A 5,504-nucleotide genomic window follows, 5' to 3' on the forward strand; every position below is an offset into this window, starting at 1 on the left:
GAAGTTGAGATTTGCGATTGCCCTGATTCTTTTAATTGTTGTTCCAGCTTTTTGTATCCTTTCTTGCGCCGGTTTTGTTTTTTGATTTCTTTCTTGATTTCCTCTTTATCTCCATCGTTTTCAGCCAGGGCCTTTTCATATTCAGCCAGTTTGTTTTCGATATACGCCACGTGACGGTCTATTTTCTTTTGGTTCCTCCAATCAATACCTCGAATTTTTCCCATATATCGATAAAACATGGTTTGGAGAAGGTTTCAATTTCGATATTATGCCAGCCGATTTCTGGCTGACGGAGGTAAGTGGAATCCCCTTTGGGATCAACAATGATATGCTTTTACACATGGCCGGATCACAGGGGAATGTTGTTTGGTATGAATAAAAGAGGTTACTGGCCCATGTGGAAACTGTGGGACGGTTTTGGGATTGCCGATGCAAAAATGGCAGGGTTTTGGGAAGACAATCCGGTGGTTTCCACTAACCAGAAAAATGTATATGCAACTACTTATATATTTCATTATAAGGTGCTTGTGGCGATTGGGAGTTGGGTCGATGAGCCGGTGGAGGTGAATTTAAATATCGACTGGGAACGCTTGGGACTCTCCCCTGACGGCGTTACTATTGAAGCACCAGAGATAAAAGATTATCAGAATAAAAGATTATTTAAAGTAAACGGGTCAATTCCCATTGCAGCTAAAAGGGATTTGCTGCTGGTGATTTCGAAAAAGTAGAATAGAATATAAGCAAAAAAGAATTGGGATATTTTTTTCAGTGCAAGGACAAAATGAATGGTTATACTGATTTGACCTGAATTGCTTGGTTCTTGAAAAAAAACGAATCATTTTGGTGCAATTTATTCAAATCAAATTTTAAGATAATTAGGATTATGCGAAACAAATTATATCAACTAGCAAAACACATATTGATATTTATTCTTCCTGGAATTTTATTTTTCTGCACCCTAAATTGGGGAATAAAAGAAAATGGCGGTAAAGGCCACAATCTGGAATTCAACAGCCTTCCAAAAGTGTGGGATGAGGGAATGCCATTAGGAAACGGTTTTATAGGGGCGCTTGTCTGGCAAAAAGACAGCAACCTGCGTTTTTCTCTTGATCGTTCTGATTTATGGGATCTCCGCCCGATGAAAAACCTGACCGGACCTGAGTTTAGTTTCAGGTGGGTACAGGAACAGGTGAAGAATAACACGTATAAGGAAGTGCAGGACTTGTTTGATACTCCTTATAATGATTCGCTTACACCGACAAAATTGCCTGGTGCAGCCCTTGAATTTCCAATAGAAAGCCTTGGAGACGTGAAAAATGTAACACTAGATATTAACAAAGCTATATGCAAAGTGTGTTGGGACAAAGGGGCAAGCCTTGAAACTTTTGTCACCGCAGAAGGGCAATCGGGCTGGTTCAGGTTTGATAATGTACCGGGGGAATTTGTCCCTGTATTGCTCCCTCCCGATTATCAGGGTTCTTATAAAATCAGTAAAAGCAATGTTGCCAGCGAGCAACGGCTGGAACGTCTTGGATACAAAACAGGTCTGGTCAGAAACTCCCCGGGCAAAATAGTATATCGTCAAAAGGGATGGGGAGGTTTTGAGTATGAAGTAGCTGTTTCTTGGAAATATTCAAGAAATATCCTTACAGGAGTTTGGTCGGTTTCTTCAACTATTTCCGAAAAAGGCGGAGAACCGGCGGACTGCATGGTTTCTGACTTAATTAAAAATTCAAAATTTAGCAAAGAATTGATAAAACATACCCTCTGGTGGAAAGAATATTGGGCAAAATCGGGCATTACCCTCCCTGATAAAATTCTTGAAAAACAATGGTACCTTGAACAATATAAATTTGGCTCGGTAGCCAGGAAGGGTGCACCACCTGTGTCGTTGCAGGCAGTATGGACTGCTGATAACGGCAAACTCCCGCCGTGGAAAGGTGATTTCCACCACGACCTGAACACCCAGTTGAGCTACTGGCCTGCATATTCATCGAACCACCTTGATTTGGAAAAAGGATTTTTAGATTGGCTTTGGAAACATAGGGAAACATTTAAGCGTTACACCCAAACCTATTTTGATTCTCCCGGGCTTAATGTGCCATGGGTAACAACCTTAACCGGAGAACCTATAGGCGGCTGGATTCAATATTCATTCGGACCAACAGTTTCGGGTTGGCTTGCCCAGCATTTTTACCTTCATTGGAAATATTCAATGGACAAAGTTTTCCTTGAAAACCGTACATATCCCTGGATAAAAGATGTAGCTGTTTTTTTTGACCATATTTCGGATAAAGGGATTGATGGGATGCGCAAACTGCCTATAAGTTCCAGTCCGGAGATACACGAAAATTCAATAAATGCCTGGTTTGACGAAACAACTAACTTTGACCTCGCATTTATCCGGTGGACTTATGAAAAAGCAGCAGAATTAGCGCGGGAATTGGGCAGAAACGAGGAAGCCGCTCAATGGGAATCAAACTTACAGGAATGGCCTGTGTTCGCTCTGGATAGTACAGGTGGCCTGGCTATTGCACCCGGCCATCCTTATAATGAATCGCACCGTCATTTTTCACATCTTGTTGCATGGCACCCGTTGGGGATAGTTGATTGGAATAATGATAAAGAACAACAAAAAATAATTCGCTCCAGCCTTGATAAGCTCGAAGAAAAAGGATCCTCGAAATGGGTTGGTTTTTCGTTCAGCTGGCTTGGGAATCTATATGCAAGAGCTAAAAATGGTGATAAAGCAGCAGAAACACTACGTATATTTTCAGAAAATTTTTGCCTTTCAAATAGTTTTAATGCCAATGGGGAACAGCATAACCGGGGATATTCTGATTATAAATACCGTCCGCTCACGCTTGAAGCGAATTTTGCCTTTGCTGCAGGAATACAGGAAATGCTCATCCAAAGCCATACCGGAATAATCGAAATTTTTCCGGCAATTCCTACTTCCTGGAAAGATGTTTTATTTTCAACTCTTCGCACGCAAGGAGCATTTTTCGTTTCTGCTGTAATGCAGACTGGCGAAGTAAAGCAAGTGGTTGTTACCTCTGAGAATGGAGGAGAGATGGTGTTGGAAAATCCATTTGGGAATGCGAAATTTTCGTGTACTAAAGAATATAAATTGATAGATAAAACGATTTACATAAAGCTTGAAAAGGAAGAAAATGTTGTTTTAGAACGTATTTAATTTTTGAATTTGAATGAAGATATAAAAGCAAGCAGACGATGGGATTTCTGAACTCTGGGACTGGATTTGGTAGACATCCGTGATAAAAGTGGACGGTGATATGTATCAAAAGGTCGCATGACGCTGGACAAAATATTTCCGGTAAATAATCATACTGATTGTATGAAAAATTAAAATTGGTAATTATAGTTTATATCTTCTTTTCAAAAGTATTAATCTTTAGTATGCCTAATTATAAATTTCAAATATGAACCAAACGAATTATATCTTAATCTTTATGTTAGTGTTAATATTCAATTTTGTTGAAGCAAAAGAAAAACATGTTTATACAAATAAATTAACCTGTGAGTACAAAAAAGCCCCCATTGGTATCGGTACGCCCAAACCACGCTTATCATGGAAAATTTATTCAGAGGAAAACAACCAGATACAAACGGCTTACCAGGTTCTTGTGGCAAGTTCCCCGAAGCTATTAAAGCCTGGCCGGGCAGATTTATGGGATAGTCAGAAGGTACGTTCCTACCAAAGTGTATTGGTAGAATATGCCGGGAAAATTTAGTATCAAGACAAGGATGTTTTTGGACTGTCAGGATTTGGGATAAGGATAATAAGGCAACGGCTTGGTCTGAACCTGCATATTTTGAAATGGGGTTACTCAGCTTGTCCGACTGGCAGGCCGACTGGATCAAAACGGCGATCATTTTTGACAAATACAGTTATCCCTCGCCGCTATTCCGTAAAGAGTTCACCGTGCCCCAAAAAGTAAAGTCAGCCCGGTTGTACTGTACCAGTCGCGGATTATATGAGTTCTATTTGAATGGTACAAAAGTAGGAGACCAGCATTTTACCCCAGGCTGGACCAGTTTTGAAAAACGGCTCCAGTATCAGGTGTATGATGTTACCGAAATGTTCAAACCTGGAGAAAATGCAGCAGGTATTATGCTTGGAAACGGATGGTACAGGGCTTTCTTGCCTAATTCAGACCAAGCCAGGATTGTCAATGATCTGGAAGTTTTGGCACAACTTGAAATTGAATTTACAAATGGCACGAAACAAATCATAAAAACGGACAGTTCATGGAAATCTTCTACGGGTGCAGTTTTAAAATCAGAAATATATAATGGTGAGATATATGATGCCAGACTTGAACAGGCAGGCTGGTGCGATAGCGGGTTTGATGATTCTGCCTGGAAAGGGGTAGTAAGTAGCCAAAGGGATAAAAAAAATCTTGTCAGTTCAGTATCCGAACCGGTAAGGAGTGTGGTAGAGCTTGACCCAATTGCCATAATCTACACGCCGGAAGGAGATACAGTAATCGATATGGGGCAAAATATGGTAGGGTGGTGCCGCCTTCAGATTGATTGTCCGGAAGGGACAACAATAAAACTGCGGCATGCCGAGGTACTCGATCAAAAGGGTAATTTTTATATGGCTAACCTGCGTGCAGCCAGGCAGGAAATTATTTATACCTGCAGGGGCGGTGGCCCCGAAATTTATGAACCTCATTTTACATTTCAGGGCTTTCGTTATGTCTCCATTTCCGGTTATCCAAAACTTATAACAAGAGATATAGTAAAGGGTGTAGTTGTTCACAGCGATTTGGAATGTACCGGGACTTTTCGCTGCAATAACGAATTAATAAACCAGCTGCAACACAATATTGTATGGGGGCAGAGAGGTAACTTTCTGGATGTCCCCACCGATTGTCCGCAACGCGATGAAAGGCTGGGATGGACCGGCGATGCGCAGGTATTTGCTTCTACATCTTGTTTCAACATGCAAAGTGCCGGGTTCTGGGCTAAATGGCTTTACGACCTGGATGCAGACCAGCACGAAGACGGTGTCGTGCCGCACGTTATTCCAAATGCTATGCCTTCGGAAAAAGGCGGCTCCAGTGGTTGGTGCGATGCGGCGGTTATTGTGCCATGGACCCTCTATCAGTCGTATGGCGACACGCGCATATTGGAAGAGCAATACAGCAGCATGAAGCTATGGGTCGAGTATATGAGAAAAGAAGCGGGCGAGAGCAACCTTTACATGCCTAAGGTTGGGCAATTTGGCGACTGGCTTTGTCACTCGAACCCCAAAAGCGCAAATATCCCCGGTGCATTCACCGATATGGAATTTATTTCTGTGGTTTATTATTTCCAAGCGGTTGACATTATGCAACAAACTGCCGGGATACTTGGCAAAAAATCAGAAGCTGCCGATTATAATACCATTTTAAATACAAAATGCCGCATTGAAAATTTTTAGATAGTGTTTGTTTCCGGTTATTGACATTATGGTTTCGGGTTGCATTTCTATT

5 protein-coding genes and 1 pseudogene are annotated in these 5,504 nt (G+C 41.4%); 5 read left to right on the forward strand and 1 reads right to left on the reverse strand.

Annotated elements, in window-relative coordinates:
• The coding region (locus K5G00_RS28695) for a hypothetical protein (RefSeq protein ID WP_238769929.1) at positions 1–224 on the reverse strand (224 nt) is incomplete at its 3' end.
• Here K5G00_RS28695 and K5G00_RS30315 point away from each other — a divergent pair.
• The 5 genes and pseudogenes from K5G00_RS30315 to K5G00_RS28715 all read left to right on the forward strand — a co-directional run bounded on the left by K5G00_RS30315 (position 140) and on the right by K5G00_RS28715 (position 5,452).
• A complete protein-coding gene (locus K5G00_RS30315) occupies positions 140–379 on the forward strand; it encodes a glycoside hydrolase domain-containing protein (RefSeq protein WP_394800892.1) in 240 nt (79 codons plus the stop codon). The genes K5G00_RS28695 and K5G00_RS30315 overlap by 85 nt on opposite strands.
• Complete coding sequence (locus tag K5G00_RS28700) at positions 324–728, forward strand: glycoside hydrolase domain-containing protein (protein WP_238769930.1); 405 nt, start codon at positions 324–326, stop codon at positions 726–728. The genes K5G00_RS30315 and K5G00_RS28700 overlap by 56 nt, the downstream gene beginning before the upstream one ends.
• A 155-nt stretch (positions 729–883) precedes the next feature.
• On the forward strand, positions 884–3,196 hold the full coding sequence (locus K5G00_RS28705; protein ID WP_238769931.1) for a glycosyl hydrolase family 95 catalytic domain-containing protein: 2,313 nt from the start codon (positions 884–886) through the stop codon (positions 3,194–3,196).
• A 277-nt stretch (positions 3,197–3,473) separates the two neighbouring features.
• Positions 3,474–3,796, forward strand: a pseudogene (locus K5G00_RS28710) (glycoside hydrolase family 78 protein); the annotation flags it as partial.
• A 45-nt stretch (positions 3,797–3,841) separates the two neighbouring features.
• A complete protein-coding gene (locus K5G00_RS28715) occupies positions 3,842–5,452 on the forward strand; it encodes a family 78 glycoside hydrolase catalytic domain (RefSeq protein ID WP_238769933.1) in 1,611 nt (536 codons plus the stop codon).
• Positions 5,453–5,504: the final 52 nt, after the last annotated feature.

This window comes from Maribellus maritimus (genome assembly GCF_022267315.1).
GTDB classification, from domain to species: domain Bacteria; phylum Bacteroidota; class Bacteroidia; order Bacteroidales; family Prolixibacteraceae; genus Draconibacterium; species Draconibacterium maritimum.